Source organism: Pseudomonas sp., from assembly GCF_049300855.1.
Classification (GTDB): Bacteria; Pseudomonadota; Gammaproteobacteria; order Pseudomonadales; family Pseudomonadaceae; genus Aquipseudomonas.
Map to the genome: position 1 here is coordinate 25,534 of NZ_JBAQKH010000039.1, position 25,444 is coordinate 50,977.

The 25,444-nt window shown below is 57.6% G+C and carries 21 protein-coding genes; 14 read left to right on the forward strand and 7 right to left on the reverse strand.

Annotation, left to right across the window (positions count from 1 at the left end; all coding sequences use genetic code 11):
- Positions 1-55 precede the first annotated feature (55 nt).
- Positions 56-679 carry a glutathione S-transferase N-terminal domain-containing protein gene (locus tag WA225_RS20520; protein ID WP_422609349.1) on the forward strand — a complete coding sequence of 208 codons (624 nt, stop codon included), beginning with the start codon at positions 56-58 and terminating at the stop codon, positions 677-679.
- A gap of 140 nt (positions 680-819) precedes the next feature.
- Here the strand turns inward: WA225_RS20520 and WA225_RS20525 are convergent, their stop codons facing one another.
- The 3 genes from WA225_RS20525 to WA225_RS20535 all read right to left on the reverse strand — a co-directional run bounded on the left by WA225_RS20525 (position 820) and on the right by WA225_RS20535 (position 4,250).
- Positions 820-1,260: a CBS domain-containing protein gene (locus WA225_RS20525; RefSeq protein WP_008084932.1), complete on the reverse strand. Its 441-nt coding sequence runs from the start codon at positions 1,258-1,260 to the stop codon at positions 820-822.
- Positions 1,261-1,456: 196 nt separating this feature from the next.
- Complete coding sequence (locus tag WA225_RS20530) at positions 1,457-3,106, reverse strand: RHS repeat-associated core domain-containing protein (RefSeq protein WP_422609350.1); 1,650 nt, start codon at positions 3,104-3,106, stop codon at positions 1,457-1,459.
- Complete coding sequence (locus WA225_RS20535) at positions 3,096-4,250, reverse strand: hypothetical protein (protein ID WP_422609351.1); 1,155 nt, start codon at positions 4,248-4,250, stop codon at positions 3,096-3,098. Before WA225_RS20535 ends, WA225_RS20530 begins: the two co-directional genes overlap by 11 nt.
- A gap of 179 nt (positions 4,251-4,429) precedes the next feature.
- On the opposite strand from WA225_RS20535, the gene WA225_RS20540 reads away from it, so the two are divergent.
- Entirely contained in the window at positions 4,430-6,790 is a 2,361-nt protein-coding gene (locus tag WA225_RS20540) for a DNA polymerase II (RefSeq protein WP_422609352.1), read from the forward strand.
- On the opposite strand, the gene WA225_RS20545 is transcribed toward WA225_RS20540, so the two are convergent.
- A complete protein-coding gene (locus tag WA225_RS20545; protein ID WP_422609353.1) occupies positions 6,755-7,225 on the reverse strand; it encodes a DUF1810 domain-containing protein in 471 nt (156 codons plus the stop codon). The two genes, WA225_RS20540 and WA225_RS20545, sit on opposite strands and share 36 nt — an antisense overlap.
- Positions 7,226-7,250: 25 nt before the next feature.
- Complete coding sequence (locus WA225_RS20550; protein ID WP_422609354.1) at positions 7,251-8,072, reverse strand: aldo/keto reductase; 822 nt, start codon at positions 8,070-8,072, stop codon at positions 7,251-7,253.
- A 442-nt stretch (positions 8,073-8,514) separates the two neighbouring features.
- On the opposite strand from WA225_RS20550, the gene WA225_RS20555 reads away from it, so the two are divergent.
- The 6 genes from WA225_RS20555 (at position 8,515) to WA225_RS20580 (ending at position 18,309) form a co-directional block, all read left to right on the forward strand.
- Complete coding sequence (locus WA225_RS20555; protein ID WP_007949952.1) at positions 8,515-9,030, forward strand: Hcp family type VI secretion system effector; 516 nt, start codon at positions 8,515-8,517, stop codon at positions 9,028-9,030.
- Positions 9,031-9,155: 125 nt separating this feature from the next.
- Positions 9,156-12,062 (forward strand): type VI secretion system tip protein VgrG, encoded by a 2,907-nt coding sequence (locus WA225_RS20560; protein WP_422609355.1) that lies wholly within the window; start codon positions 9,156-9,158, stop codon positions 12,060-12,062.
- A gap of 34 nt (positions 12,063-12,096) precedes the next feature.
- Positions 12,097-12,360, forward strand: coding sequence for a PAAR domain-containing protein (locus WA225_RS20565; RefSeq protein WP_007918680.1), 264 nt, complete (start codon positions 12,097-12,099; stop codon positions 12,358-12,360).
- Positions 12,361-12,480: 120 nt separating this feature from the next.
- Positions 12,481-17,199 (forward strand): RHS repeat-associated core domain-containing protein, encoded by a 4,719-nt coding sequence (locus tag WA225_RS20570; protein WP_422609356.1) that lies wholly within the window; start codon positions 12,481-12,483, stop codon positions 17,197-17,199.
- Complete coding sequence (locus WA225_RS20575; protein WP_201226121.1) at positions 17,196-17,627, forward strand: hypothetical protein; 432 nt, start codon at positions 17,196-17,198, stop codon at positions 17,625-17,627. Before WA225_RS20570 ends, WA225_RS20575 begins: the two co-directional genes overlap by 4 nt.
- Before the next feature lie 235 nt (positions 17,628-17,862).
- Positions 17,863-18,309: a hypothetical protein gene (locus tag WA225_RS20580; RefSeq protein ID WP_422609357.1), complete on the forward strand. Its 447-nt coding sequence runs from the start codon at positions 17,863-17,865 to the stop codon at positions 18,307-18,309.
- Between the two features lie 212 nt (positions 18,310-18,521).
- Here WA225_RS20580 and WA225_RS20585 read toward each other — a convergent pair whose 3' ends face one another.
- Positions 18,522-19,670: an aldose epimerase family protein gene (locus WA225_RS20585; RefSeq protein ID WP_422609358.1), complete on the reverse strand. Its 1,149-nt coding sequence runs from the start codon at positions 19,668-19,670 to the stop codon at positions 18,522-18,524.
- Between the two features lie 278 nt (positions 19,671-19,948).
- On the opposite strand from WA225_RS20585, the gene WA225_RS20590 reads away from it, so the two are divergent.
- From WA225_RS20590 to WA225_RS20600, 3 genes are all read left to right on the forward strand, one after another.
- Positions 19,949-20,698, forward strand: coding sequence for a hypothetical protein (locus WA225_RS20590; protein WP_093433963.1), 750 nt, complete (start codon positions 19,949-19,951; stop codon positions 20,696-20,698).
- A 124-nt stretch (positions 20,699-20,822) separates the two neighbouring features.
- The gene (locus tag WA225_RS20595) at positions 20,823-22,037 is read left to right on the forward strand and encodes an MFS transporter (protein ID WP_422609359.1); all 1,215 of its coding nucleotides are present in this window, start codon (positions 20,823-20,825) and stop codon (positions 22,035-22,037) included.
- A 233-nt stretch (positions 22,038-22,270) separates the two neighbouring features.
- Positions 22,271-23,056, forward strand: a complete 786-nt coding sequence (locus WA225_RS20600) for a sulfite exporter TauE/SafE family protein (RefSeq protein ID WP_077573721.1) — start codon at positions 22,271-22,273, stop codon at positions 23,054-23,056.
- Between the two features lie 52 nt (positions 23,057-23,108).
- On the opposite strand, the gene WA225_RS20605 is transcribed toward WA225_RS20600, so the two are convergent.
- Positions 23,109-23,573, reverse strand: coding sequence for a GNAT family N-acetyltransferase (locus WA225_RS20605; RefSeq protein ID WP_422609360.1), 465 nt, complete (start codon positions 23,571-23,573; stop codon positions 23,109-23,111).
- Between the two features lie 208 nt (positions 23,574-23,781).
- On the opposite strand from WA225_RS20605, the gene WA225_RS20610 reads away from it, so the two are divergent.
- The 3 genes from WA225_RS20610 (at position 23,782) to WA225_RS20620 (ending at position 25,387) form a co-directional block, all read left to right on the forward strand.
- Positions 23,782-24,348 carry a DUF4174 domain-containing protein gene (locus WA225_RS20610; protein ID WP_422609361.1) on the forward strand — a complete coding sequence of 189 codons (567 nt, stop codon included), beginning with the start codon at positions 23,782-23,784 and terminating at the stop codon, positions 24,346-24,348.
- 426 nt (positions 24,349-24,774) lie between these two features.
- Entirely contained in the window at positions 24,775-25,104 is a 330-nt protein-coding gene (locus WA225_RS20615; protein ID WP_422609362.1) for a DUF6124 family protein, read from the forward strand.
- A gap of 16 nt (positions 25,105-25,120) precedes the next feature.
- Entirely contained in the window at positions 25,121-25,387 is a 267-nt protein-coding gene (locus tag WA225_RS20620; RefSeq protein ID WP_016984652.1) for a hypothetical protein, read from the forward strand.
- Positions 25,388-25,444 lie beyond the last annotated feature (57 nt).

Here is a 25,444-nt window from a genome sequence, read left to right on the forward strand (position 1 = left end):
ACACCCGCGCTACAGCCATCTACCCTGTGGCAATGGCCTTTTCGGGGGATTGGATATGTACCAGCTCTACGGGCACAGAAATTCAGGCGCAGCCGCCATTGAAGCGGCGCTGGAACTGTGCCAGATCGCTTACCGCTTCATTGACATCGAAGCCAGCACCGAAGCCGCCGAGGCGCTGGCGCAACTCAATCCGCTGAAGCAGATACCGACCTTGCAACTGCCCGATGGCAGCGCCATCACCGAGAGTGCGGCGATCCTGATTCACCTGGGGCTGACGTTTCCCAAGTCCGCTTTGCTGCCAGCCAAAGCGGAGGATCGCGATCAGGCGATTCGCGGTCTGGTCTACATCGTCAGCAACTGCTACGCGGCGATCGGCGTCATCGATTATCCGGAGCGCTGGCTGCTGATGCCCGACGAAGCCTCGCGGCAGAATCTGGTCGCCGGCGCGCGTGAGCGTTTGCACTGGAGTTGGGAAGTGTTTGCCGACCAGTTTTCCGCTGAGTTGTATCTGGATGACGAAACCCCTGGGGCGCTGGATGTGCTGGCGGCAGTGGTGACGCGCTGGGCCGGCAGCCGCGAGCATTTGCGTCAGGCGCGGCCGGGGTTTTATGCGTGGTTGCAGCGGATTGACCGGCATCCGGTGCTGGCGCCGGTGTTTGCCCGGCATTGGCCGTCCTGAGCACCAAAGAACCCTGTGGGAGCGAGCTTGCTCCGGGCGGCGTTCCGACGAAAGCGGTGGGTCAGAATAACAAGTGTCGACGAAACTACGCTTTCGCGAGCAAGCTCGCTCCCACAGGGTTAGGGGATGATCCTGAAAAACTATTCCCCGCGAATGTACTGCTCCAGCTGTTTGATCAGCTCCGCCTGTTCGGCAATCGCTTCCTTGACCAGGTCACCGATCGACAGCAGGCCGATCAGCTTGCCGTTCTCCACCACCGGCAAGTGGCGCAGGCGTTTGTCGGACATAATGCCCAGGCAGGTGTCGACGGTTTGATGGGTGTCGACGGTGATCACGTTCGCCACCATGATGTCGCGCACCGGCGTGCCCACGGATGAGCGACCATGCAGCACCAGTTTGCGCGCGTAGTCCCGCTCACTGATGATGCCGACCACCTTATCGTCTTCGACCACCAGCAAGGCGCCGACGTTTTTCTCGGCCATCTTCATCAGCGCTTCGAGCACCATGTGATCAGGTTTGATCTGGTGCACTTCCTGATTTTTCTGATCTTTGAGCTTGAGCAGTTGGGCGACGGTCTTCATGGTGGTTACTCAGGTGTTGTCGTTGTTATCCAAGCATCGTAGACGCAAGCGCGCAGGGCAAGGTGGCAAAGCGGCAGATAACACGCAAAAAACGTCATTTGCCGGGTTTTTCAAGGTTTTGCTCACTCATCGCCCTCTTAGGCTGCTGGCAAGAAAAATCAGCCTGCTCCTGGTGAAAAGCCGATCCGCGAGGACTTCAAGGCCAGGTTTTTCTTTTTGAGTTCATTTCTGCGCGCGAGTCTTTGGTGATGTTCGAGGTTCTCCACATCGAGTGGGTCATTCCTTCACGACCAGTCGGCACATAGAAGGGGTTTATTGCGTTGTCGTAGGTCGCAAGTAGTGTACCGCTGCAATTGAAACAGCCTGGGAAGGCTCCTGCTACTGAAGCTTGCTTCAACCTGTGAACCACTATCTCAATGTGCGCTGGATCGTTGGAGCCGGTTAAGTTTTTCTGCATATGAAGGGCGAAACTACCCGCTTGGACCTCAGCATGTGCAAGCGGAAGACCGGCCGAATAAGGTAAATAACCACCCGCTGCAGAGATATGGTAGCGAATATTGTTTTGAATGATTGGATGAATAGGTGCAACTTCGTACTCCATGCCAGCCAGACTGACGGGTGCTGAGCTTGATCCCTGATAGACCCTGACGGGATATGCCGCGTCATTGAATCTCTGGATGTATCTATTACTCATGTACTCGAGGAGTTTTTCTGGGGCGGTGACTTTTAGTACTCCGCCAGATAACGGGTAGCGCAGGCCAAGTTCTGGATTGCTGCTGGCACTCGTCACCAAACCGTGAGAGTCGGATGTGAGGGAGGTAAGAAATTGATTGCCATTTCTTGAATATCCTCCTTCTCGAGGGATATTGAAAAAGTCTGAGTACTGCAGAACGTCTCCAGTATTTTCTTCGGGAATGTGCAGTGCTATGCCCGCATGACCGACGAGCGCTTTGTCTTTCAGTTCAGCCGTGAACTGCGCATCCGCGTTATGTTTGATAAACCGTTGTCTTTCTTCAACAGGGACTTGATTTGCATTCGGCGGATTGAGGATCTCGGTCGTTCGCATGGTCATTCGATTGGTAAGCCCGTCGCCGAACTTATTACGCCCCAATCCGTTGACATCGATGAAACTCACCGGATTATTCCCCACCATCGCATACAGATTCCAGCCATCCACAGCACCAGCCGGATCAGCGCTTACCCAGCGCTGCAACCATGGTGCGTAATAGCGACGTCCGTAGTAATAGAGCCCGCTAACATCCATTTCCTTACCTGAATAACGCAAGGTCTTGTAACTAACTTCCAGATCCGAAGTCGCGGTCAAAGCGGCCGTGCCGCCAAACGGATAATAGTCTTCGTGACTGATCAGACGGCCGTTCTGATCAAGTTCGATCAGGCTTGAGTTCTGGCTGTCGTCGAGGCAGTAGCGCACTTGATCCTGTTCTATTTCATCAGGACGTTTTTCCTGCCAATGCAGGCAGCGCACATTGCCGATCAAGGCCGGCAGGATGATGACATGCAATATTTCACCGTTATCGCGTGCACGAATCTCAAGCCCCGGCAGGTAGCGTACTTCGTGAAAATGATTGGTCTTGGGCGCATGGGTCTCATGGCGTTTGAAAACCCGAGAGCCACCGCTGTAGCAGAAGGTTTCCTGATCATGCAGACCGGATTCGCGCTCGACCAGCGCAGCCGATACCAGTTCATCCTGAAGGTTCCACAGTAGCGTTTGACCGTATTGCAAGGCTTGAAGGTTGCCGTGACCGTCAAATTGCGTTGAGAAGTCCGGATCGGGATCGCCTTCTTTCCAGCGCACCGCGCGGTTACTGGCAGGATCAATAGACATTCGTTGGGTATAGCCACCTGTTGCACGACAGTGCACCAGTTTTATCAGGTTGCCACCCGTGTCGTATTCGTAGGTCTGCGTGTATTGGAGGCGATTGTTGGGATCGCTCGGCAAGCAAACCCGGTCTGTCGGTGGGGGGAGGGGAGTCATGGCCGGTGGCACTGGTCAGGCGGTAGAGCGAGTCATAGCTGAAATCGCGTCTACCATCGGTGACCTGATTGGCGAAAAACCCCCGTTTAAGCGTGTGATCCACCAAGCTGACAACGTTGCCCACCATGTCGTACTCATACTCCAGATCCTGACGCAGCTTGTGTCCCGGCACAGCGGCCTTCACATATTGCAGGCGACCGTTGGCGGGGTCGTAGAACCAATAGCGGGTCACATCGTTGCCCAGTGCCTGTTCGATACGTTGGCCTTCGGCGTTGTAACGGGCCTTTTTGAGGATGTCCTTCGGCGTGTCATCGTCACTGATCTTTAGCGTCACCTGTTGGAGTTGGCCAGCGACGTCATAGAACGAATGCTGCTCATGGCGTCCGGCATCATGCTGGCTGAGCGGCAAACCATCGGCGCCGTAGCTCCATTGCGTTGCGTAGACACCACCATCGAACAGCGTGCGGGTCTCCTCGAGGGGCAGAGCGTTCAGGCTGTAAGAACCGTAAATCAATGAACCCGTGGCATCGACTTTGCGAAGCAACTGCCCGCACAGGTTTCTTCCGGCATCCGCATCAGCAGCGCCAAAAGTCAGCAACTCGATGGTCGACTGGGCATTTGTTTCGATACCCACCACGCGCAAAAGATTGTCGTAAATATTACGCCATTGAGTGGCGCGTTCGTCCCAGCGCAAGAGGGTTTGCCCGGCCTCTCCCGGCAGGCTGAGACGCCATCCGGAATCAACGCTGTCGACCAGGAGAGACTGGCCGGTCAGGCCGAAAATCGTTGCCAGGTTGGGTTTCGCGTGAGAAACGAACAGGCGTGGATCCCATTGCTCTACCGGCCTGCCACCCACGTCATGATGCTGACGAGTGACCATCGGCTCTATGCTGCCGCCTGTTACTTTGCGCAGATAGTGCACTTGGCGGATCTGCAAACCACGACAATCAATTGCAGTGATCGTAGGAGTACTTTGATGCACACTGGGATTCATGTCGTTAACCACCGATGCGAGATGTTGGCTAGCAAAACAGAGGCTATCAGCAATTGGACCAGATTTGACCTGTCAACTTTGTCAGGTACCCAACGCGCAGCGATCAAGCATTGAGCAACCACGGCAGGGATTAATGCCGCGTAGAATGCCCCTCTGTTTCAATTACTGAGGTTGCAGTGGTGGATTTACCGCAGGGCTTCGTCCTGACCCGGCATTGGCGCGATACCCCGGCCGGCACCGAAGTCGAGTTCTGGCTGGCGACCGACGCCGGGCCGCGCCGTGTGCGCTTGCCGCATCAGCCGTCGGTGGCGTTCATACCCGCCGAGCAGCGCGCTGCCGCCGAACGCCTGCTGCACGACGAAAAGAACGTCGAACTGCGCCCGCTGGCCTTGCAGGATTTCGAGCATCGCCCGGTGCTCGGTCTGTATTGCCAGCAACACGGCCAGTTGATGCGCCTGGAAACCGCGCTCAACCGCAACAGTGTTGACGTCTACGAAGCCGACGTACGCCCGCCGGAACGCTACCTGATGGAGCGTTTTATCACCGCGCCGGTGCGGTTCAGCGGCACGCCCGATGCCGACGGCTTATTGCTCAACGCCCAGCTCAAACCCGACCCCAGCTATCGGCCGAAACTACGGCTGGTCTCGCTCGACATCGAGACCACGGAAACCGGCGAGTTGTATTCCATCGCCCTCGAAGGCTGCGGCGAACGTCAGGTGTACATGCTCGGTGCGCCCAACGGTGATGACAGCATTGTCGATTTCGATCTCGAATATTGCGACTCGCGCACCGTCATTCTGAAGAAACTCAACGAATGGTTCGCCCGCCACGACCCCGATGCGATCATCGGCTGGAACGTCGTGCAGTTCGATCTGCGCATTCTCCACGAACACGCGCGGCGCCTCGGTGTGCCGCTGAAGATCGGCCGTGGCGGCGAAGAGATGCAATGGCGCGAACACGGCAGTCGCAATCACTACTTCGCCTCGGCGGCGGGGCGGTTGATCATCGACGGTATCGAGTCCCTGCGCTCGGCAACGTGGAGTTTCCCCTCGTTCAGTCTCGAAAACGTCGCGCAGACCCTGCTCGGCGAAGGCAAGTCCATCGACAACCCGTACCAGCGCATGGACGAGATCAACCGCATGTTCGCCGAAGACAAACCGGCGCTGGCGAAGTACAACCTCAAGGACTGCGAACTGGTCACGCGGATCTTCGCCAAGACCGAACTGCTGACCTTTTTGCTCGAACGCGCCAGCGTCACCGGGCTGCCGGCCGATCGCAGCGGCGGCTCGGTGGCGGCGTTCACCCACCTGTATATGCCGTTGATGCACCGCCAGGGTTTTGTTGCGCCGAACCTCGGCACCAATCCGCCGCAGGCCAGCCCCGGCGGATTTGTCATGGACTCGCAACCGGGGCTGTACGAATCGGTGCTGGTGCTCGATTACAAGAGCCTGTATCCGTCGATCATTCGCACCTTTCTGATTGACCCGGTCGGCCTGATCGAAGGCTTGCAACACCCGGATGATGCCGACTCCGTGCCGGGCTTCCGAGGTGCGCGGTTCTCGCGTACCCGACATTGTCTGCCGTCGATCGTCTCGCGTGTCGCCGAGGGTCGTGAGACCGCCAAGCGTGAGCACAACGCACCGCTGTCGCAGGCACTGAAGATCATCATGAACGCCTTCTACGGCGTGCTTGGCTCCAGCGGTTGCCGCTTTTTCGATACGCGGCTGGCCTCATCGATCACCCTGCGCGGTCACGAGATCATGCTGCGCACGCGCAAGCTGATCGAAGAGCAGGGCCACGCGGTGATCTACGGCGACACCGACTCGACGTTCGTCTGGCTGCGTCGCCCGCACGGCCAGGAAGAAGCGGCGAGCATCGGTCATGCGCTGGTCAAACACGTCAACGATTGGTGGCGCGAGCATGTGCGTGATGAATATGGCCTGGAAAGCGCCCTCGAACTGCAATTCGAAATTCACTACAAACGCTTCCTGATGCCGACCATCCGCGGCGCGGAGGAGGGCAGCAAAAAGCGTTATGCCGGCCTCGTCACCCGTGCCGACGGCAGCGATGAAATGATCTACAAGGGCCTCGAAACCGTGCGCACCGACTGGTCGCTGCTGGCTCGGCAATTCCAGCAGGAACTCTACGAGCGGATTTTCCAGCGCAAGCCGTATCAGGATTATGTGCGCGACTACGTGCGCAAAACCCTCGCCGGTGAATTCGATGATCGACTGGTCTACCGCAAGCGCCTGCGTCGCACCCTCGACGATTACGAGCGCAACGTGCCGCCGCACGTGCGCGCGGCGCGCCTGGCCGACGACTACAACGCCCAGCACGGCCGCCCACGGCAATACCAGAACGGTGGCTGGATCAGCTATGTCATCACCCTGGCCGGTCCCGAGCCGCTGGAGGTGCGCCGCGCCGCTATCGACTACGACCACTACATCACTCGGCAATTGCAACCGGTAGCGGACGCGATTCTGCCGTTTGTCGACGACGACTTTTCAACCCTGATCGGGGGACAACTGGGCCTGTTTTGAGTCGAGCAGTTGCAGCGTCCACTCATCGAGAATGCCGTGGAAGTAGCGTTCCAGCGCCTGATTGAACACGCTGTCTTCAGCGGCAAATTGGGCGAACAGGGTCATCGAGGAATGGAATTTCAGGTCATCGGGATGGCCGAAAATCTCCGCGATCGAGCGATGTTGCACCTTCAGCACTAACTGCGTGCAGGTGCGCAGCCGTGCGCCGAGCAGCTCGTGGGCCAGATAGGCCCGGGCTTCCTCGGCTGAGCCGATGGCGAAGCGCCGGGACATTTCACTGCCGCCAAGACCAGCGAACTGCGGGAAGACAAACCACATCCAGTGGCTGCGCTTGCGGCCCTCATCGAGCTCGCGTTGCACGCGCTCGAACACCGGGTCCTGGGCCTGGACAAAACGTTGCAGGTTGAACGGGTCGTACTGATCAGTGCTTCTCATCGCGAAGCCCTCGCCAGCCGCTGGCTCAAACCATGGCCAGCCGCTGCTTGCGTTGTGGCGCTTGAAACGCCTGGTCCAGCGCCGCCAGATCCCCGGCCTCCAGTTGCAGTTGCGCGGCTTGTGCATTGAGTTGCACGTGTTCCGGCCGTACAGCCTTGGGAATCGCAATCACCCCATCCTGACGCAGAATCCACGCCAGCGAAACCTGCGCGGGGGTGACACCATGACGAGCGGCAATCTGATTCAGCAGCGGTTCAGCCAGCATCGCGCCGCCCTGGCCAATCGGACAGTAGGCCATCAGTGGCATGCGCTGGTGTTGGCACCACGGCAGCAGATCGAACTCGATGCCGCGCTCTTCGAGGTTGTACAGCACCTGATTGGTCGCGCAGGCCGAACTCGAGAGTTCTTCGAGATCATCGACATCGAAATTCGACACGCCCCAGCGGCCGATCTTGCCGTCCTCGCGCAATCGTTCGAAGGCTTCGACGGTTTCTTCCAGCGGATACTGGCCGCGCCAGTGCAGCAGATAGAGGTCGATGTAATCGGTGTCGAGTCGGCGCAGACTGCGCTCGCAGGCCTGCGGAATGCCTTTGCGGCTGGCGTTGTGCGGGTAGACCTTGCTCACCAGAAACACCTGATCGCGCAGGCCGGCAATCGCTTCGCCAACCACGCTTTCGGCGCCGCCCTCGGCGTACATTTCCGCCGTGTCGATCAGGGTCATGCCCAGTTCTATCCCCGTGCGCAGCGCCGCCACTTCACGCTTGTGCGCCGAGCGGTCTTCACCCATGCGCCAGGTGCCCTGGCCAATGATCGGAACCTGGACGCCGGCCAGTTCGAGGGTACGCATGCAAACCTCCTTGCTGAATGTGTCGATACCTTTTAGTGGGCAGCAGGATAGCGCAGGGGTTCCGAATGAGCAGTGCCGGAGTGTCGAGTCATTTATGGCTAAGCGTTGTTGGTTCGAGGATTTTTGAAGTCATTCGCAAGTGCGCAAGAAGTTGCGCAGTGCTTGCGCAGTACTTGCGCGGTTTTGCCCGTCGATATCGCTGGAGACCACGTCGTTCGTGATCTGTAGCCAAGTGCGCAACTTCTTGCACACCACTGCGCAAGAAGTTGCGCACTTCTCTTGGTTTTTCATCGGTTTAGCGTCAAGAAAAGTGAATCGATGGCCGCAAAGCCTTGATCTCTATGGGTTGCATGAAAGCTGGCATGAACTTTGATGGCTCAAGGCCACTCCGGTGAGCAATGGTGCCCGCCGGGTACGTCATTTTGAGCAAGGAGAGCATCCCATGGCAACACCAGCGTACATGTCGGTTACCGGCGAAAAACAAGGCCTGATCACTGCCGGCGCATTCACCGCCGACTCCGTTGGCAACACCTACCAGGAAGGCCATGAAGACCAGGTCATGGTGCAGGCTTTCACCCACGACGTAATCATCCCGCGTGATCCGCAATCCGGTCAGCCAACCGGTCAGCGCGTGCACAAGCCAGTTGTGATTACCAAGGTCTACGACAAGGCTTCGCCTCTGCTGCAAGCCGCTCTTACCTCCGGCGAGCGCATGAGCGAAATTGTTATCCAGTGGTACCGCACTTCGGCGCAGGGCACCCAAGAGCACTACTACACCACCAAACTGGAAGACGCGATCATCGTCGCCATCAACAACAAAATGCACAACTGCCAGGACCCAGGCAACGCGCACTTCACCCACCTGGAAGAAGTGCAGTTCACCTACCGCAAAATCACCTGGACTCACGAAGTCTCCGGTACTTCGGGTTCCGATGACTGGCGTGCTCCAGTCGTTTAATTACGGCTGATGGTTGTACCGCCCCGGCCGGCATCGCTGGTCGGGGCGCACTTACTTTTAAAGAATTTTGCCAATAGCCCCTTGAGGGGCTGTTGCGCGTCGCAGCACTGCGCGAGGAACAAGGGATGTTCTCACCGGCCAACCAGCCTCATTTCAATCTGACCGTCGATGGCATCGACAGCGACTTCCAGGTGCTGTCGTTCACCGGTCGTGAGGCCCTTAACACGCCGTTCGAATTCGAGCTGGAACTGGTCAGCGAAAAGGCCTCGATCAACCTCGAAAGCGTGCTGCACAAACTGGCGTTTTTGCAGCTGTCGCCAAGCGGCACTGGCATTCACGGGCTGGTCTACAGCATCGCCCAGGGTGAGGCGGGCAAGCGCCTGACCCGTTACAAAATCTCCTTGCGCCCGCAACTGGCGTACCTCGCGCACCGGGTTAACCAACGCATCTTCCAGCAGATGACCGTGCAGCAGATCATCAGCCAGGTTCTGGAAGAGCACGGCATTCTCGCCAGCGATTACCACTTCCAGCTCAGCGCGATTTATCCCGAACGCATTTACTGCGTGCAGTACGACGAGTCGGACCTCGATTTCATCCAGCGCTTGTGTGAAGAGGAGGGCATTCACTACCACTTCCAGCACACGTCGAGCGGGCACAAACTGACCTTCGGCGATGACCAGACGGTGTTCCCGAAACTCGCGCCAGTGGCCTATCAGCAGGACTCCGGGCTGGTTGCCGACAAACCGGTGGTCAAGCGTTTTGGCCTGCGTCTGGCCACGCGCACCAGCCGCACCACGCGCCGCGATTACGACTTCGTCAAACCGAAGATCGAGCTGGAAAGCGATGCCAAAAGCAGCGCGCAACCGGACCTCGAAGACTACGATTACCCGGGCCGTTTCGTCGATCGCGAGCGTGGCAAACACTTGGCCAATCGCGCGCTGGAACGTCATCGCAGCGACTACCGTCTGGCCGAGGGCAACAGCGATCAGCCGATCCTGGTCAGCGGGCATTTCCTCGCCCTGACCGAGCACGCCAACCCGACCTGGAACGACCTCTGGCTGCTCACCGAAATCTTCCACGAAGGCAAACAGCCGCAGGTGCTCGAAGAGTCGGTGACCAGCGACACCACCGACAACAAGGACGATTTCCACCAGGGCTACCGCAACCGTTTCAGCGCCATTCCGTGGGACGTGCCTTACCGTCCGCCGCTCGACCACCCGAAACCGAAAGTCCTCGGCACACAAAGCGCGGTGGTCTGTGGCCCTGAAGGCGAAGAGATCTACTGCGACCAATACGGCCGGGTGAAGGTGCAGTTCTTCTGGGACCGCGAAGGCAAGCACGACGACATGACCAGTTGCTGGATGCGTGTCGCGTCGAGCTGGGCTGCGGAAACCTTTGGCTCGATCAACATTCCGCGGGTCGGCATGGAGGTGCTGATCACCTTCCTTGAAGGCGATCCCGATCAGCCGCTGATCACCGGTTGCCTGTACCACGGCGCGAACCTGCCGCCGTACAAACTGCCGGATTTCAAGACCCTGGCCACGGTCAAGAGCAAGGAATACAAGGGCAGTCGCGCCAACGAACTGCGCATCGACGACACCACCAGCGAGATCAGCATCGCGTTGCGCAGTGATCATGGCGCGAGTGCAATCAACCTCGGTTATCTGACCCATCCACGCCCGAGCGGTGGCCAGCCGCGCGGTGAAGGTTTCGAACTAAGAACCGACCGCCACGGTGCGGTGCGTGCGGGTGCGGGTCTGTTGATCACCACCGAGCCGCGTCCGAACGAATCCAAGCACCACAAGGATCTGCCGGAAACCGCCGAGCGCCTTGCGACGGCCAGCGATCAGCAGGACGGTTTTGCGGTGCAGGCCAAAGAGTTGCAGGCCCAGGAGGCGGGCGATCAGGACGACGTCGCCAAAGCGTTGCACGCCCAGCATCAAGGCGTGCTCGGCAGTGGCCCGGCAAACCTCACCGCCAACGAATTCCCGGAATTCACCGAGCCGCATCTGGTCCTCGCCAGCCCGGCCGGCATCGCCCTGACCACGCCGCGCTCCAGCCACATCGCCACCGGCGAGCATTTGGCGCTGAGCAGCACCGGCCACACCAGCCTGTCGATCGGCAAACGCCTGCTGGCCAGTGCCAGTCGCGGCATGCGCCTGTTCGTGCAGAGCATGGGCTGGCGGCTGGTCGCGGCGTCCGGCGACATCGATGTGCGCGCGCTGAAGGACAGCATCAACCTGCTGGCCAAACTCAACATCACCGCCAACGCCGACCGCATCACCATCACCGCAAAAACCGAACTGGTGATACAGGGCGGCGGCAGCGCAACGACGTACAACGCCGGCGGCATCACCCACGCCACCAGCGGCCCGTACACCGCGCACGCGGCGAACTTCGCCTACACCGGCGCGAAATCTTTGGCCGGGGTATTCCCGGAACCGCCGAAACCGGGCAAGGGCAATCTGGAGTTGTTCAACCAATACGCCGGGCGTCAGGGCATCAAGGAAGGCGATTACGAAGTCATCGATGCGCTGGGCAAAAGCATCAAGGGCAAGCTCGACGGCAAGGGTTTCGCCAGCGTCGCCGGCGCCGCACCGGGGCCTGCGCGCGTGCTGTTCGGTAAAGACCCGGCGGATACCTGGAGCGATGGCAGTTACATCGGCAAGCCGGAGTGGCCGTTGAATCCGCCGGGGCCTGAAGAGGTGCCGAGTCAGGTGCAGGCGATGGTCGCGCAGGTCTTGCCGAGCAAGAGTTGGGAGATGTTGGAAAAGGGTAAGGACATGGCGCAAACAGGGATGAACGCAATGCAGACCGCGCAAGGTGCGATGCAAACAGCGCAGCAAGTGAAGGGTGTGGTGCAGGGCGGTGTGGCCGGGTTGCCGAAGCTGGCGAGTGCGGCGTTGCCGAGTGCTTCGGGGCTTCTAGGGGCGGCGAGCAAGGCGGGCAAGTTGCCGAGCCTGCCTGCACCGAGTCTGCCAAAACCTTCCTTGAAAACCCCGGGCCTGTTGGCGGGTGAGATGCTGTCATGACAACGGAAACGATTTCGGTCAAAGGAGTGACGCAATGAAAGACGCTATTCGTTTGGGGGACTCCACCACCCACGGTGGCAAGGTTCTCGAAGCCTTCTCTCAAACCGACCTCAATGGCAAACCGATTGCCGGGGTCGGTCACAAGGTCAGTTGCCCGTTGTGCAAGGGGATTTTCCCGATTGCCGAGGGCAGCAGCACCTACACCGTCGATGGCACGCCAATCGCGCTGGATGGCATGAAGACCGCCTGCGGTGCTGCGCTGATTGCCAGTGGCCCGAAAGGCGCGGTTGTTAGTTGAATCACCCAAATTATTGCTTCGGCCTCATGAGGCTGCGATCTCGAATCGCGAACTCGACGAGGACCTGCGCCTTTCAATTCATCTTCGAAACTCCAGCCTGTTGGCCGGTAAGACGCTTTCATGACGACTGATATCGCTGTTGCAAACAAACGTGAACCCCAGGTAGCCATCGTTCCACTCAATGCTATCGACATCAAGGATGTCGCAAGCAGTGCAGCGACATTTGATGCATGGCTGCAGTCTGCGAGTGGGGGTGTGGTCACGCTTGACCGGATCAAAAACGTCGCCGGAGCACTGCCCGTAGTGGGTAACATCATGGCGTTGGTCGACGCTCTGGGTGACATCGTTACTTTGTCGAATGCGCAGAAACGAGATCTGCTTGCTTGGGCGAGCTTGGGTATCAACCTGATCGGTGTGTTGCCGTTGCCACCGGCGATGGCGGCGGCGCGCATGACTTTGCGTCCAACGTTGTTTCTTGTGCGTCAGGAGATGAAAGCCTCAGGCAAGGTACTGCTTAGTTCATCGGTCATTGAGGTCCTGATAGGGCACTTGAACGAATCCATCGTTGGTACTCTCGATGACTTTGTCGCACAAGCCAAAGGCAAGCTACCCGGTATCTTGGCGGAGGCCGGCAAGCTCGGTGAAGACGTCATCAACGAGATTGCCAAAGGCTTGGAAACGGTTGCCAACGGTAAACTCGACGCCAAAGGTGACGCGCAGGCCGCCAGTCAAAAACTCAGCACCGCTGGCGACCAACTTCTGAACGATCCACTCGCGGCGATCGACAATATATTCGGAGCGGCTGCCAGTGCGTATAAGGCTGCAGGCAAGGGCTTGGCCAACAGTGCGGCGGATAATCTGCTACCTGATGATGTGAAGAAACGGGTGGTCACTGAGACAGCAAAACTCCGCGCAATGGGGCCTGAATTACGTAGTCAGTTGAGCAAGCTCGATGATGAGTCAGTTCAGAACTCTATTGGCTGGTTACTGCTGACCCTCTCCACTGCCGTCACTCTTTGGCGTAAACGTAATGCCCACGGCCAGAGTGCGGGCGTTCAACCGGACAAGACCAGTAAGGCGAATCACACTGCCTCCGAGGGCGGCCTAGGCGCCACCGGTCAACAGGCTGCGGCAGCGCATGCGCCCAACCCGGATAAAAACTGCGCCTGCTCCAGCACTCGTCGCAGCATCAATTTTGCTCTGGGTTCTGAAAGCCTCAGCCATACCGATTTCAGCCTTCCGGGTCCTTTTCCTGTTGAGTGGACGCGCACCTACAATTCTCGCCTGGGGGAATTCGACCATAGCGAGCTCGGTGCGCGTTGGATCAGCGAATTCACCACACGATTTGATTGCGTGGATGACGGCCTGACGTTCTACGGCGCGGACGGCCGCGACCACAGTTATCCTTTACCCAAAGTCGGTCTGTTCCACTACGACGCCATTGAAAACGTCACGCTGATTCGTGCCAGCGAAGATCAGTTGGTACTGTGCCGCGGTTTTGAGCGCAAGGAAACCTACATACGCCTTGACCAACGTTATGTGCTGACCAACATTTCGCGGCGCAATGGCGCCGGGGTCATGCTGCATTATGAGCATCGCCATGGCGAGCAGTCGGTACTCTCAGACCTGATCACGTATCAGGAAAACGACATCAGCAAAGTGCATGCGCACCTGGGCACGATGCTTGATGGTCAAGGCCGCTTGGTCGGCATCTGGGAAATTCGTGACGGCGTACCGCATCGCCAATTGTGCGCCTATCAGTACGACGCTTATGGCGATTTGACTCAGGGCCAAGATGAGAACGGTGCGGCCTGGTCTTATCAGTATCAGCATCACCTGGTCACTCGTTACACCGACCGTACCGGTCGAGGTATGAATCTTGAGTGGGACGGGCAGGGCTCCAACGCGAAAGCCATCCGTGAATGGGCCGATGATGGCAGTTTCGATACGCGTTTGGAGTGGGACGAGACCATTCGTCTGACCTATGTCACCGACGCCCATGGCAACGAAACTTGGCACTACTACGACATCCTTGGCTACACCTACCGCATTCGCCATGCTGACGGACGCTCGGAATGGCTTTTCCGTGACGACGCAAAAAACGTCGTGCGCCACGTACAAGCCGATGGCAGCACCAACCGTTACCGTTATGACGATCGCGGTAATTTGCTTGAGCATACCCGCGCCGATCATACCGTCATGCATTACGCCTACGACGATCAGGATAAGCTGATCAAGATCAGTGATGCCGAGGGTGGCCAGTGGCAAAGGGCTTATGACGACATGGGCAATCTAGTCGAAGCCATCGACCCACTGGGGAACAAAACCGAATACGCCTATAACAAGTCAGGTCTGCCTACGGCGATCAAAGATGCCAACGGCAACGAAAAGACCTTGGGCTACAACGATTCCGGGCAAGTAGTTGAATACGTTGATTGCTCAGGTAAGACCAGCGCCTGGGAGTACAACGAATTTGGGCAGATGATCTGCTTTACTGACGCTGCGGGAAACGCCACCGAGTACGATTACAAGGCCGGGCAAGTGGTGCTGATCAAGCACCCGGACAAGACTGAGGAGCGTTTTGAGCGCGACGCTGAAGGTCGTTTGCTGGCCCATGTTGATGGACTGGATCGTTGCACGACATGGAGCTACAACGCTGCTGGTCTGATTGCCGAACGCGTCGACGCCGCTGAGCAAACCTTGCGCTATCGCTGGGACCGTCTCGGTCGGTTAACGGCCCTGGAAAACGAAAACGAGCAACGCGCACATTTTAATTACGACCCGGTCGGTCGCATTCTCGAAGAAAGCGGCTTTGATGGGCGGAGCACACGCTATCAGTACGACCCTGTCACGGGGCGTTTGGCGCAATCGGTCAATGGCGAACGTGTGATTTCGATGAGCTTTGACCCGATGGGGCGCTTGACTGAACGTTGCGCTACTTTGGGGGGGAAATCACAAGTCGAGAACTTCGCTTACGATGGCAACGGTCGTTTGGTATTGGCCAAGAATACCGACAGTCAGTTGCATTGGTTCCATGACTCAGCGGGTAATTTGCTGCGCGAACACCAGCATTACCTCGGTCTTGAAAAAGCCACTGTCGCGATTTGGCAGCATGAGTACGACTTGCTCAACCAGCGTGTAGCCACCATTCGCCCGGACGGGCATCGCGTCAGTTGGCTCACTTACGGCAGCGGCCACTTGTTGGGCATGCGCTTGGATGAGCACGAACTGGTCGGCTTTGAGCGAGATGATTTACACCGCGAAATTGCCCGTCATCAAGGTAACCATCTACTGCAGACCCAAAGCTGGGACCCTGTAGGGCGATTGCAGGAGCAGGTTTTGGGGCGCAGCGATGACAAATCTACCCTGCTCAAGCGCGAGTACAAATACGATGCTGTAGGCCAACTGGCCGACATCAATGATAGCCGCCGTGGCCCCCTGGCTTATCGTTATGATCCGGTCGGTCGTCTGCTTAGCGCGACTACACGTCAAGGCGTAGAAACGTTCGCTTTTGACCCGGCAGGTAACCTACTTGACGACAAAACGAATGAAATTCGCCGTCCACTGGATTTAACTCCAGCGCGAAGCAAGCTAGTCGACAACCTGCTGCGTGAGTACGCTGGTACCCATTACGATTATGACGAGCGCGGCAACCAGATCCAGCGTTGGCATAACGGTCAGCGCAGTGACCTGCAATGGGATCTGTTTGATCGGTTGGTGCATTTCGAGGACTCAAGATTATCCGTCGATTTTGCTTACGACGCTTTGGGGCGGCGCCTGCACAAAAACTCCCTTGCGCACTACAAACAGCGTCCGGAAGCTGGTTCGCTCTGGAACCGTAATGAGCATGCTCGCAAACAGCGAGAACTGGGTTGCGGTTTCACCTTGTATGGGTGGGATGGCGACAACCTCGCATGGGAAAGTAGCCCAGCAAAGGCCGATGGTGAACCGGGTCGAACGGTTCACTACATATTCGAACCAGGCACCTTCGTCCCGGTCGCTCAAGCTGTGCGCCACGCACCGATCAACCTCATGGGCCAGCCGGACTACAGTGGTGAATACAGCCTTGATGAAGATCCGCTGTGGAATCACAAGGCTAGCGCGTTACCGTTTGATGCGTTGGCTTGGTATCAGTGCGATCACTTAGGTACGCCCCAAGAGCTGACTGACTATCAAGGCAGCGTGGCTTGGGCTGCGCAATGCAAGGCATGGGGGCAGGCAACGGAACAGCACTCAGAATGGGCGCGGCAGAATGGGGTGATGAACCCTATACGCTTCCAGGGCCAATATCATGATCATGAGACGGGACTGCATTACAACCGACATCGGTACTATGACCCCACAGTAGGGCGGTTCATCAGTAAGGATCCGCTCAGTTACGATGCCGGGTTGAACCTTTATCAGTACGCACCGAATCCGACAGGTTGGACCGATGCTTTGGGACTGTCTCGAAAAGGCACTACATCTGGCTCCAAAAAAACCAACACTGCCGAGGGTGCAGCAGACGCTGCGGTAGCAGGAGGGAAAACATCTGGGGCGGCATCTGAGTTCCGCCAAGGAGACCATGTTATTACGGGTGTAAGCGGTGAAGAAGTGCCGCATAATTCCCAGGTAACGGCGGGGCTGATGGGTACGCCAGCAGATAAACGCGCCCAATGGCACGGCGGATGCGCCGAGGTGGTTTGCTTGGATAAAGCTATGAATGCAGGTATTGATCCTGCTGGAGGAACCATTCGGACCGTTAATATTGGTGGCTCCGGAAATGGTCATGGCACAAACAAGGCTCCCTGCTCCTCGTGTGCCGACCTTTTACAACATTTCAAGGTTAACGTCGTATGAATCAAATTGATTTTAAGAAATATAACGTTGGCGCGATTATTCGGCCATCTGACAATCGCGAAGCGCTCAAGCAGCAGATCGGATTTTTGGTCAAGGTTGTGGATGCTTTGGATATCAAATTCTCTGATTGTGAGAATGATCCTTTGCGTCTTGCTAAAGACTATGTGGAAGGCAAGATCCCAATTGAAGTCTGTAAGGCCGAGGCTTCGGTTTGGTGGGCTAAAATCGATGAGATAGGCGCAATACGTGACTTTCAAGATAAGGACGTATTACTGGCGCGGCTAGCTATCTGCCTGCTGTCAAATGATGAAGATGATGTTTCTGTAATGGGAGATAATCTTTCATGGTTTTTTGAGGTGCTGGGATTCTTGAAAGTTGATATGACAATGCCAATGAGAATGATGATTGAGTATTTTGAATTTAAATGAAATTTAAGTTCGCTAGGCAAGGATCAGTGTAGTGGCACTGTGAGGCGAAACTTGCCGCTGACGCCTAAAGGAATAAGGATATTTGGATGGCAATGGCGTCAGCAGGTCAGAATTAGGCTTCGGTTCGATGACTGTGTAGAGCTTTTCGAGATCTCTCGTATTTCTCTCCGGTGAGGTGCGAGACCACGGACGTTCCCGACAGCCTGCGCCACCGGATTTCAGGTTGGAGTTCACCATGGTTAGTCATGAGAAAATTGTTGATTTTTCAAATCGCTTAACCAATGGTAAGGATGAAGCTGAAGCGTCTCGGGTCGTAATGAAGTTCATGTGCGCGGGTATCGGTATGGTTCTTCAAGACGAACAAGTGTCAACTATTGTCAGAGACGCGTTTGCAGTCGCGCGCAGATACTGGTTTGAGGGTGCAAAGAATAAGAACGAATTGAATGCTGCCAGAATTAAATGTTGGGATTTCCTGGAAGCGAAAGGGCGTGATGTAGAGATTGAAGACAATGAAGACGCTGCAGTCAGAGCCTTATTTTGCGTGATGTATCCCGACAGAGTTTCTGATGAGGATTTCGTGCAGGAGTCTTTTGATTGGTTTTTCGAAATGATCAATAGGATTGGCGATTTCGGGCATGCATTTGAGCAGGCGGCCACAAGAGTAACCCGCACCGCAGAGTAGCGATCAAGAGGAGGCAATCTGCCGCCGAGTCTGACGCTGAAGCAGTGGTGCGAGCAGGCGGATCAAGGCATGCGCCAGGGATTGGAGCGTGTGGGTCTGTAATCTCCTTGGTGATTGATCGTTCCCACGCGCAACAATGGAATGCCTCAAGGGACGCTCCGCGTTCCAGTTCGCGAAGGGACGCGGAGCGTGGGAACGATCAGCGTTGGAGGTTATTTGGCGGAGAACTTCAACACCACGCTGTGGCTGTAAGCCTGCCCCGGATCAAGCCGAGTACTCGGGAAGTTCGGCTGATTTGGCGAATCCGGATAATGCTGAGTCTCCAGAGTAAACGCGCCCCAGTGCGGATATACCTTGCCACCCTTGCCCTTGACCGTACCGTCGAGGAAGTTGCTGGTATAGAACTGCACGCCCGGCTCCGTGGTGAACAACTGCAGCACGCGACCAGACTGCGGATCACTCACCTCAGTCGCAAGTTTGCCGATATCGCCCTTGGTATCCAGCGCCCAGTTGAAATCAAACCCACCCTGTTTCGGCTCAGCAAATTTCAGTTGCGGATGATCCGCCTTGATGTGCGTGCCGATTGCCGTCGGTTTGGTGAAGTCCATCGGCGTGCCGGCCACGGGTGCCAGTTCGCCGGTCGGGATCAGTTTGGCGGTGACCGGGGTGTAATGGCTGGCGTGCAAGGTGGCGACCTGTTTGAGAATGTCGCCATTGCCGGCACCGGCGAGGTTGAAGTAGCTGTGGTTGGTCAGGTTGAGCACGGTCGGTTTGTCGGTGCTGGCCTTGTAGTCGATGCGCAGTTCGTTGTTGTCGGTGAGGCGATAGGTCACCTCAGTGGTGAGGTTGCCGGGGAAGCCCATTTCGCCGTCCGCCGAGAGATAGGTCAGGGTCACTCCGACGGAATCCTTGTCTTTGGTTTCCTGCGCTTTCCAGACTTTTTTGTCGAAGCCCAGCGTGCCGCCGTGCAGCGCGTTGGTCTTGTCGTTTTGCGGCACTTGATAGCGCTTGCCGTCGAGTTCGAACGCACCTTCGGCCAAGCGATTGCCGAAACGGCCGATCGTCGCGCCGAAGTAGGCGGTGCCTTTCTGGTAGCCCTGCACATCGTCGAAGCCGAGCACGACGTCGTCGAACTTGCCGTGCTTGTCCGCCACTTTCAGCGATTGCAGGGTCGCGCCGTAGGTGATGACGGTGGCTTGCATGCCGTGGCTGTTGCGCAGGATGTATTGCTCGACGGGCGTGCCGTCATTGGTTTTGCCGAAAGCTTTGTGTTCGGCGCTGAGGCCGGCCGCGTTGGCGGAAAGGGTGGCGATCATCAGGGACAGTCCGAGGCCGGAGAGCAGGTGACGGGATTGAAGCATGGTAGACCTTCCTTTTTGTTGTTGTTTTTGAAAGCGGCGTTCTATCGGTATGTTAATCACCGAAAAAACAAAGTAGTCATACTAAATACTCATCAGGTGAAAATTTATAGCTGATTAATCGTTTATTTCAACAATAAAGACAGACTAAATTGCAGGTCGTAGTGGGTGGAAGGACGACCGGGCATTCGGCGCACTGCACTTTTTCGCAATCGGCGGCTCTATCCATGGCCAGGATGCGGTGACTCCCGCCGCACAGGAATGTGCCTGTTCGAGATTTCATGCCGAGAGTTTTTGCCCTGATCGCTGCTTTTTTCCGCCGCCCTTGCCTGTTGCTGGCGTGTTTGTCGTCGCTGCTGTTCAGCGGTTGCAGTCACCAGGACGGCAACGGCTTCTTCAACCAGATGCGTGAAGGGAAGCCGCAGGAGTTCCTGCAGACCAGCGTCGACCGCATGGCCACGCTGGCGATGCGCGACAACCTCAGCAGTCTTTACCGCTTGCAAGCCAAGCTGTACCTGCGCAACCCGGACGAGCTGCGCAAGTCAGGGTTTCTCAACATCCATGCTGCGGTGAAACAGGTGCGGATGGCCGTCGAGCAGCAACAGCCGCTGCCGGTGCTGGGTGGTCGCAAGGATCTGGCGGCGCTGAGCTATGCGATGAGCCCGGAGTTTCTTGGTGACCGCGTCGGCGCATTCATCTATGCGATCGGCAGCATGCTGGTCACCGCCCATGGCAATCGCACCGAGTTCTATATGACGGACGCGATCAACCCGACGTTCGTTCACAACGCTGCACGCAATATCGAAAAAGCCACGTGGATTTTGTCCCAGCGACAGAACAAGGAAGGCCAGCCGCTGTTGTTTTCCAATGAAATCTCGGAGGAGGGCAGCAACCTGAGCTTCGCCACCGAGTTCGGCAAAATCGTCGCGCGACTGGACCTGATCACGCAGATGCTTGATGAGCGTTACCGGCGGATCGGCCTTAACTACGCGCAGAGTTTGTTGTTTTTGAATTTCTTGCCGGTGCAATGAGTTCTGTTGGGGCGGTGATGATCAATGCCCCACAAGGTTTTGTGGTGCACATTGACTCAATAACGCAGGAGGTTTTTGTATACAATCCGTCGCCACTGTTGATCAAAAAGGAGCTGCACCCGTCATGACCGACCCCGCAAGCGCCGATTTCACTCGCGTCGACTGCACCGCCCGTGCCGACAAACTGCCCTATGCCGCGTTGCTGGCATTCGCCATGACCGGGTTCATCGCCATCCTCACCGAAACCCTGCCCGCCGGTTTGCTGCCGCAAATCGGCGCCGGGCTCGACGTCAGCGAAGTGCTCGCCGGGCAACTGGTGACGCTGTATGCGCTGGGTTCGATTGTCGCGGCGATTCCGCTGACCGTCGCCACGCGCGGCTGGCCTCGGCGGCGGGTGTTGTTGATGACGGTTGGCGGGTTTCTGCTGTTCAACACCGTCACCACGTTCTCCAGCCATTACGGTCTGACCTTGGCCTCGCGCTTCCTCGCCGGGATGGCGGCGGGGTTGTCGTGGGGGATCATGGCTGGCTACGCGCGCGGAATCGTGCCGGTGCATCAACAAGGTCGCGCGCTGGCGATTGCCATGCTCGGCACACCAGTGGCGCTGTCGCTGGGCACACCGGCGGGTACGTGGCTGGGCAATCTGATCGGCTGGCGCGCGTCGTTCGGGATCATGTCGGCGCTGGCCCTGGTGTTGGCGGCGTGGATTGTCATTGCGGTGCCGGATCGTCCGGGGCAAGCCAGTGCCGAACGTCTGCCGCTGCTTGAGTCGATGCGTCTACCGGGCGTGCGACCGGTGTTGTTCGTGGTGCTGACGTGGATGCTCGGACACAACATTCTCTACACCTACATTGCACCGTTTCTGATGCAGGCCGGGCTGGCTGACCGGGTCGATCTGGTGCTGCTGGTGTTTGGCCTGTGTTCGCTGGTGGGGATCTGGATCATCGGCATGCTGGTGGATCGCTGGTTGCGCTGGCTGACGTTGATCAGCCTCGCGGTGTTTGCCCTGACGGCACTGGTCTTGGCGCTGGCGGCACCGTCACCGCTGGTCATTTACGCGTGCATGGCGGTGTGGGGATTGTCGTTTGGCGGCTCGGCCACTTTGCTGCTGACCTCGGCGGCGGACTCGGCCGGTGATCACGTTGATGTGGTGCAGGCAATGCTCACCACTTCGTGGAACGTGGCGATCGCCGGTGGCGGCTTGTTCGGCGGCTTGCTGCTGGATCGGGCAGGGGCGATGTCTTTTCCGTGGGCATTGCTGATTCTGTCGCTGATTGCGCTGGCCACGGTGTGGATCAACAAAACCCACAGCTTCAAACCGGGCCGAAGGGTGCACTAACGCTCGAAGCCAGCCACATAACCCTGTGGGAGCGAGCTTGCTCGCGAAAGCGGTGGGTCATTCAATTTATCTGTTTCCTGACACAACGCCTTCGCGAGCAAGCTCGCTCCCACAGGGGGTAATCGTGGTGAATTCGATATGGCATAACGATAGACCGCATCGATATATGTGGTTATAAGAAAAATCGCTATGCTGCGGGCCAGATTTTTCCTGTCGTTTTTCTGGACGGTTTAATGGAATTGGCAAATTTCGGCCTGGTGATTGCCGGGCTGGTGGTGGGGTTTATCGTCGGCATGACCGGCGTCGGCGGTGGTTCGTTGATGACGCCGATTCTGTTGTGGTTCGGCATCAACCCGGCAACGGCGGTGGGCACTGACCTGTTGTACGCCGCCATTACCAAATCCAGCGGCGTCCTCGTTCACCGCAAGAACAAGAACATCGACTGGGCGATCACCGGTTGGCTGACCCTCGGCAGCGTGCCGGCGGTGGCCATGACCCTGTGGTTCCTCAGCACCCTGCACACCGCGCCGGATGCGATGAACGCCATCATCAAACAGGCGCTGGGCTTTGTCCTGTTCGCCACGGCGCTGGCGATTTTTTTCAAGAAACGCTTGCTCGAATTCGCCCACAAACGCGCGGGTGGCAACTACAACCCGAGCGGATCGCGACTGAACGTGATGACCGTGATCACCGGTCTGGTCCTTGGCACCATGGTCGCGCTGACATCGATCGGCGCTGGCGCCTTGGGCACCGTCGCGTTGTTCATCCTCTATCCGTTGCTGCCGACCCGCCGTCTGGTCGGCACCGAAATCGCCCACGCCGTGCCGCTGACACTGGTTGCAGGCCTCGGTCATGCGAGCATGGGCAACATGGATTGGGGTGTGCTGGGCTTCTTGCTGGTCGGCTCGCTGCCAGGTATCTGGCTCGGCAGCCACCTGACCGGTCGTATCTCCGATGAAGTGCTGCGCCCGTGCCTGGCGACGATGCTGGTGCTGATCGGTTACAAACTGGCGTTCTGATCCGGTGCTGCAACAAACCTGCGGCGAGGGAGCTTGCTCCCTCGCCACAGGGTTAGCGCTGAATAACGTATTTCATCACCGTCACCGATAAATCGTCGTAGATCAGATCCTCAACCACTTCCCAACCCAGCCGCGCATACAGCGACTGCGACGTGTCGGTGTACAGATACAACTCCCGCACACCCAACGCTTTCGCTTCTGCAACGACTCGATTGACCAGTTGTGAAGCAATCCCGCGTCCACGTTCCTCGGCCTTCACATAAACCCCGGCCAGCCATGGCGTCAGATTCGGGCGCAGCTTCAGATCACTTTCGATCAACAGCGCGCCGCCCAGCAACCGCGAACCCTCTAGCGCTACCACGACACTCGGCACGGCACCTTTGCCGCAGGAATCACGCATGTGTTCGATGCGGTCCTCGACGGTTTGCCCGGGACGAAACTCGCCCCACTCCTCGAAGTTGAGCGTGGCCAGTTCTTCGATCAATTCGGGGTGATCGCACAGGTAATCGATGTGCATGCGGTTGAACTCCATTTCATGAGCAGAGCAGCCAGCCTAATGCGGTCATAAAAGGTAATCAAATGCGGGTTGCGATCGTGTCGGTGATGTTGCGCAATGTCGTGCCTGTCCTAAGCTTCTGACTAGGCGACAGATATTTGCCGGGTTGGCCCGGAACAATCGCCACGATGCGCAATCATTAGAGCGTGGATATCAAAAGGAGATGCGCATGCTCATCAGGTCATTGACCCTGACACTCTTGCTGGCGATTGCCGGCCCATTGTTCGCCGCTGACAACGATTCGCCCATCGCCGGGGACATGGGCCGCGCCCGACCGCTGATCGTGATCGCACAAAGCACGGTCGACCCCGTGTGGGTGGCTCTGAAAAAGTCGTTGGAGGATCCCGCCAACAAAAAGGGCGTCACCGACCGCAACATCAAGGTCTACACCATCCTCAACATGTCCGGCCAGCTCGACGGCAAGGACATGGGCCAGCAAGACACCATGGCGCTGCTGCGCTCGCTGAAGCTCGGCGCCGGTGCCTATCCGAAAGTGTTTCTGGTGGGCAAGGACGGCGAGACCAAGCTCACGGCCTCCGGGGATGAAGCGAAGTCGGTGGATCTGAAGAAGATCTTCGACACCGTCGATGCATTGCCCGCCACCGAGAAGGACATCGCACCACCGTCCGTGGCGACGACACCGGCAGCGACCGAACCGGCCGCGAAAGGTGCGAAGGGCACCAAGCCGAGCAAACCGGCGAAACCGGCCAAGCCGCCGGAAATGCCGGATGATTGATTGGTTGCTGTAGCTACAATTTCACGTCAAAGGGGCGAGAAGATTGAATCTTCTCGCCCCTTTTTTTATTTCTGAATGCTCCGACGCAACGCCCTTCAACCTCTGCGGATTTTTCCTGCAAGTCGCGGCGGCGGTGGTGAACTGGTGGGTTTTGGAGAGGAGGGATAGTCTTCTGTGGCCGCTGCAAAACACAGTGGTCGGACGTGGAAGTCCGGTTGTCGGTTACATCCATCAATGTCTCAAAAGCGCATGTCGACGTTATTTATGTCAACATCGCCGCGTTTTTGGCGGCTGTGCGCAGGGGCACTTTCGAGTGCGCCGGGTTTTGGTGGATTGGCCTGGTCTTCCACACCTGCGTACAGCTGCCACCCTCATGTGGAAGTGAGAAAGGTAGTTTTTCCTACAATTCACTACGGTACTTCATACATGAAAAAACACACGCCAAACCCTCCGGAATCCCCCATGGATTCAGGATCCTTCGACGCCAACAACCCCCGATTACGCAACCCCCGTTATCCCGATCCCATCAGCCACCTCTTCACCATCCTCCCCGATATTGATACCCCCACGCTGCTCTGCCACGCTTGCGAAACCCTCGCTTCATTAAACGTCCTGACCACTGATCTGGCCGCAGAACTGCGAGGTTCACCGCGCAGTCTCGCCTTGTCGATTCAGCAATTGGCCATTCTCGGTGAGTTGCTGGTCAACCGCGCGCTGGACAATCTCGACCCGCCGCACGCCGCCACTCAACATTGAACAGGGAGGTTCTACCATGGCTCGATACATACCCATAACCGGCATCGACTGCACCATTCCCTGCCTGCTGATCGACCGCGAGGCACCGGTGGATGTACTGCATGGCACGGCGGCTTACCGTTTGCGCTGTGTGACGCAATTGATGGAAACCCTGGCGCTCGGTGACGGCAAGGGCCACGACGCCTTGCTGCTGCAGGACTTCGCCCGGGTGATGGCGATTCCATTGCGCGACAGCTGCGACTTGATGGATGTCATCGGCTGGAAGCTGCAGGCGCAGCTTTAAAGACAAAAGATCGCAGCCTGCGGCAACTCCTACAGGATCGGGTTTTCACTCGGTCAA

Excerpts from the sequence above, each read along its gene's own strand:
- WA225_RS20545 (WP_422609353.1), bottom strand. The coding sequence starts at position 7,225 with ATGAGAAGCACTGATCAGTACGACCCGTTCAACCTGCAACGTTTTGTC.
- WA225_RS20590 (WP_093433963.1), top strand. The coding sequence starts at position 19,949 with ATGCCGAGAGTTTTTGCCCTGATCGCTGCTTTTTTCCGCCGCCCTTGC.
- WA225_RS20595 (WP_422609359.1), top strand. The coding sequence starts at position 20,823 with ATGACCGACCCCGCAAGCGCCGATTTCACTCGCGTCGACTGCACCGCC.
- WA225_RS20575 (WP_201226121.1), top strand. The coding sequence starts at position 17,196 with ATGAATCAAATTGATTTTAAGAAATATAACGTTGGCGCGATTATTCGG.
- WA225_RS20585 (WP_422609358.1), bottom strand. The coding sequence starts at position 19,670 with ATGCTTCAATCCCGTCACCTGCTCTCCGGCCTCGGACTGTCCCTGATG.
- WA225_RS20560 (WP_422609355.1), top strand. The coding sequence starts at position 9,156 with ATGTTCTCACCGGCCAACCAGCCTCATTTCAATCTGACCGTCGATGGC.
- WA225_RS20620 (WP_016984652.1), top strand. The coding sequence starts at position 25,121 with ATGGCTCGATACATACCCATAACCGGCATCGACTGCACCATTCCCTGC.
- WA225_RS20600 (WP_077573721.1), top strand. The coding sequence starts at position 22,271 with ATGGAATTGGCAAATTTCGGCCTGGTGATTGCCGGGCTGGTGGTGGGG.
- WA225_RS20525 (WP_008084932.1), bottom strand. The coding sequence starts at position 1,260 with ATGAAGACCGTCGCCCAACTGCTCAAGCTCAAAGATCAGAAAAATCAG.
- WA225_RS20565 (WP_007918680.1), top strand. The coding sequence starts at position 12,097 with ATGAAAGACGCTATTCGTTTGGGGGACTCCACCACCCACGGTGGCAAG.
- WA225_RS20530 (WP_422609350.1), bottom strand. The coding sequence starts at position 3,106 with ATGTCTATTGATCCTGCCAGTAACCGCGCGGTGCGCTGGAAAGAAGGC.
- WA225_RS20570 (WP_422609356.1), top strand. The coding sequence starts at position 12,481 with ATGACGACTGATATCGCTGTTGCAAACAAACGTGAACCCCAGGTAGCC.
- WA225_RS20605 (WP_422609360.1), bottom strand. The coding sequence starts at position 23,573 with ATGCACATCGATTACCTGTGCGATCACCCCGAATTGATCGAAGAACTG.
- WA225_RS20580 (WP_422609357.1), top strand. The coding sequence starts at position 17,863 with ATGGTTAGTCATGAGAAAATTGTTGATTTTTCAAATCGCTTAACCAAT.
- WA225_RS20615 (WP_422609362.1), top strand. The coding sequence starts at position 24,775 with ATGAAAAAACACACGCCAAACCCTCCGGAATCCCCCATGGATTCAGGA.
- WA225_RS20610 (WP_422609361.1), top strand. The coding sequence starts at position 23,782 with ATGCTCATCAGGTCATTGACCCTGACACTCTTGCTGGCGATTGCCGGC.
- WA225_RS20550 (WP_422609354.1), bottom strand. The coding sequence starts at position 8,072 with ATGCGTACCCTCGAACTGGCCGGCGTCCAGGTTCCGATCATTGGCCAG.
- WA225_RS20555 (WP_007949952.1), top strand. The coding sequence starts at position 8,515 with ATGGCAACACCAGCGTACATGTCGGTTACCGGCGAAAAACAAGGCCTG.
- WA225_RS20520 (WP_422609349.1), top strand. The coding sequence starts at position 56 with ATGTACCAGCTCTACGGGCACAGAAATTCAGGCGCAGCCGCCATTGAA.
- WA225_RS20535 (WP_422609351.1), bottom strand. The coding sequence starts at position 4,250 with ATGAATCCCAGTGTGCATCAAAGTACTCCTACGATCACTGCAATTGAT.